The organism is Rothia sp. HMSC036D11, from assembly GCF_001814205.1.
Lineage (GTDB): Bacteria > Actinomycetota > Actinomycetes > Actinomycetales > Micrococcaceae > Rothia > Rothia dentocariosa.
In genome coordinates this window covers 1-1310 of record NZ_KV815313.1, presented here as the reverse complement: position 1 = coordinate 1310, position 1310 = coordinate 1, and the positions used below count along the sequence as shown (strand labels likewise).

The following is a 1310-nucleotide window of genomic DNA, read 5'->3' as shown; positions in this document are numbered from 1 at the left end:
GCTCATGGGCGTTTCCTTTCACGTGGTTGGGTTCCGCCTCTGTGCGGCGGGAACTCTATTGGGTAGTTTATGTTTGCTTTTTAGTGAGGGTCAAGGATATTAAAGCCTTGTTATTAAAATGTTATTTAAATAAAGCTATGTTCAAATATATAGTTGAACATAGTTATTGTCATGAATTACAAGATAAGAATCAGTGTTCATAATTTTTGGGTATTTCAAAACCTTTATATGCATAATTTTTCCCGCGTGTCGTAATATTACGGCGTTCTCGGTAATATACAAGTGTAAAATTTTCAAATATTATTTTATAATAAATTATATATATCTAATTATTATAAATATGTAATATATTTTTATATAGTTTTACTATTATTGTCGGATGCACCAAATCGTCATGGTCTGCTACGACATTACGGTGATAGAGGCCGTACCAGCGTTGCACGTTGTGGCACCTGGTATAGGGGCACAGACGGACTCCTGCGATGTTGAATCATGGTGCGCTTGAGCGAAGTGCCTTCTTAGTAGCAAGGCTAGCCATCAACCCCGTTAAGGCAGGACGCCATGCATAAGTTAACTTTTACTCTCGAAAGTCTGGTCGGACTCACGGGGGATTTCGAGGGGTTTAACCCAAGCATGATCCTGTAAAAACCGTACCCCCGGCCTACCAGAGAGGATTTGCTGGAATCGTTCATCCTCCCACTGCTGGACCCAATGTCCCATCTCCAGGCGGTACTGTAGATGAGCATAAAGAATCGTGGCATCAAACTGATTCGTATCAAACCCCAATTTGATGTGCTTGGGCAGTTGGGTACTTCTGATCTTCACCCACCCGTTCTTCCTCGTCTGCTCATAGGAGACTTTGTAGATGCTGTGGTAGTCGAAGTACCGGACTTTCCGTCGCCAGTTACGCCAGCGTATCCCGGTTTTCGTGAAACAGTGGTAATAGTTATGACAATGAGCCGTAAATATCAGGGCGATAGGACCAAACCCAATAATGGATATAAGGGCGTATCCTATGGGGTCATATCTATATCTCATCCAGAAGTATACGGGGAGTCCAATAAGCGCGATGAAGAGTATCCCGTAGCTGATGATATAGGCAATCGGTGGGCGATGCTGTTCCACATTTAGGGTTTCTAGTCCTTGTTTGCGTTTGGCCCCGGGCATGATGTTCACCAGGAATCCGCCGAGCAGGCCGTAGAACGCAGGACCCATACCCAACACCCCCTTTACTGTATCTCCTTGCAAAGCATAAGCTATCAAAAACATACACTCTGGGGTGTGCTCGTGCAGAATACACGAACACACCC

1 protein-coding gene is annotated in these 1310 nt (G+C 44.2%); it reads right to left on the bottom strand.

The genetic code is table 11. From position 1 onward, the window contains the following. Positions 1-570 precede the first annotated feature (570 nt). Positions 571-1215, bottom strand: coding sequence for a hypothetical protein (locus HMPREF2958_RS08205; RefSeq protein ID WP_141755805.1), 645 nt, complete (start codon positions 1213-1215; stop codon positions 571-573). Positions 1216-1310 lie beyond the last annotated feature (95 nt).

Bases quoted from the DNA above. Each gene is read 5' to 3' on its own strand.
- HMPREF2958_RS08205 (WP_141755805.1), bottom strand. From the start codon at position 1,215: ATGGGTCCTGCGTTCTACGGCCTGCTCGGCGGATTCCTGGTGAACATC.